The organism is Plesiomonas sp. (assembly GCF_051650925.1).
Lineage (GTDB): Bacteria > Pseudomonadota > Gammaproteobacteria > Enterobacterales > CAMTGL01 > Plesiomonas.
This window is the reverse complement of the sequence record NZ_JBOFRH010000379.1, coordinates 1-1,623: the sequence shown is the minus strand read 5'-3', so window position 1 is coordinate 1,623 and position 1,623 is coordinate 1. Positions and strand designations below refer to the sequence as shown.

Annotated in this window: 2 protein-coding genes; both read right to left on the bottom strand. The window is 43.6% G+C overall.

The genetic code is table 11. The features are described 5' to 3' along the window. Window positions 1–194 (bottom strand): helix-turn-helix transcriptional regulator (locus tag ACRC27_RS08680; protein WP_438639701.1); only part of this gene is annotated, 194 nt, incomplete at its 3' end. Window positions 195–811: 617 nt separating this feature from the next. After that, window positions 812–1,623, bottom strand: an 812-nt coding sequence (locus ACRC27_RS08675; RefSeq protein ID WP_438639700.1) for a site-specific integrase, incomplete at its 5' end; no start/stop codon positions are given.

The following is a 1,623-nucleotide window of genomic DNA, read 5'->3' as shown; positions in this document are numbered from 1 at the left end:
TTATCTTGCAGCCAAGCGAGGTAATCACGCTTTTTCCAACCCACCGTTTTTCCGGCAAGCATTTTTGGTTTAGGAAACCAACCTTTCTTAACCCAGCGATGCAGCGTTGCACGTGAGCACCCCAGTAAATCCAGCATTTGCTGAATTTTAATAATTCCATCAAGATCAGGGTTGAAAATCGATACAGTTGACATTTGCTATAAGCTCCAAAAAAATGCCGCGCAGCGAGATTTTTAGAGATTACGTTGTTACAGTAATAACTGTGTCACTATAAATGCATCTGTTAAGTTTATTTAGACGAAAATGTGGGTTTGAAACCAGTCACACTTAAGTAAATGCCAAATATAAAAAGTGACAAAACCCTAGTCATTAGGCAATCATCACGTGATATGTGGATTACCTTTGTTTTCGGCCTACAACTCACGAGATCATAATAATAACAACTGAAACTACAGTAACGGGGCAGAAGATAACCCTATCTAGCACACAATGCAATTACCTAAGCGCATATAAAACAAATGATTCGTGAGGCAAATCACAAATCACCTGAACTTTACTTTTGAAATAGAGAATAAATTACTACGTGTAATTTTTTAAGGTTTTCTCATCTTGATTGCAATTAATCCCTCTATATTGTGTACATGGTGTCGCTATTTTATGAAAGCATGGGTTGTTACTTGATTATATGAAACTTAGCCAACGCAAATATATTTCTTTACTCACGGTCATGGATAGCCGCCCTAAGTTTATTGCAAAAATAAGATAAAACTCTATATGCAATTGAGCGTTCAATCATCTAACATCCGAATCATTATCTCCGACCAAATTGCACGCTGATGACGTTATCGGACGTCGGCTCACCGTCAGGCCGAGGTTCACTGGCAATTTCTGATGCAACAAGATCACCCCAGCGCATCCACGTATCTTTCATTTCATCATCATGCTTAGCGCGATGATATGTGCGTACCAGTTTGTTTTGTGGCTGGTGGTTGAGGCATCGTTCAATGATCCGCTCTTCAGTCCCCAATCGTTCAGCCCAGTTACTGGCCGCGCTGCGGCGCAGATCGTGCACAGTAAATGCAGGCATATCCGGTAAACGACGTTCTCGTAAGTGCCGTAAGGCTTTTGTCACACTGTCAGCCGTTACTGGCACATCGCCTTTGCTTTCACGCAATCGTTCTGAGGGAAAGACAACATCCCCTTCCGTCAACAACCGCTGTTGATTGATAAGCCGCATCGCCATCGGTGAAAGAAAAATCGTATGGGCTTTGCCGTTTTTAGTTTCCGGTAAAACCAGCATATCGCCGTCAATATTGCTAAAGCGCATATCTACAATTTCACCTCGGCGGCATCCGGTCAAAATCACCATTTTGATAATGTTACAGACTGACGCCGAAATAGCCCCCTGTACGAACAGCCCCGTTTTACTATCTTTAACACAGCTTCCCGCTGCGAGATCTTCGTCGAGTGCTTTCCACAACAGGCGCAGTTCAGGAACCGTCAGCCAACGCTCACGTGGGCTACTGGCACTCGCCGAGTAATCTTTAGGCCGCACTAACCGCGCAATATTAGTTTCCACGAAACCATGAGTAACCGCATAGTCCAGCATAGCCACCAGCGTAC